The 278-nt window shown below is 38.1% G+C and carries 1 protein-coding gene; it reads right to left on the bottom strand.

Annotation, left to right across the window (positions count from 1 at the left end):
- On the bottom strand, positions 1-278 hold a 278-nt coding region (locus tag QWY29_RS21355), incomplete at both ends, for a hypothetical protein (protein ID WP_300963042.1).

The following is a 278-nucleotide window of genomic DNA, read 5'->3' as shown; positions in this document are numbered from 1 at the left end:
GCCTTTGATAAGCTGCTGTTGGAGTTCCTTTAGCCGTTACTTGCTTGTAATCTTCTAAATCCGTCACATCACGAAGAGCGAGAGCAGTTTCCTGCAAAGTATTCAAAAAGTCTTTCACTTCTTGTTCAGGAATAGCTGAAAAATCCTTATAGGTATTGGCTCCCTGTAAGAAATTCTCCAAAAGCCATCTTTGGGGATTATCGGTTGCCTGACTGAAATCATAAATTTTGTAAATGATTTGTCTAAAATTGCTCGAATCTTTTCGATTTCCAGCAAAA

Source organism: Nocardioides abyssi (assembly GCF_030412915.1).
In the GTDB taxonomy this organism is placed as follows: domain Bacteria; phylum Actinomycetota; class Actinomycetes; order Propionibacteriales; family Nocardioidaceae; genus Nocardioides; species Nocardioides abyssi.
This window is presented reverse-complemented; position numbering and strand designations above follow the sequence as displayed.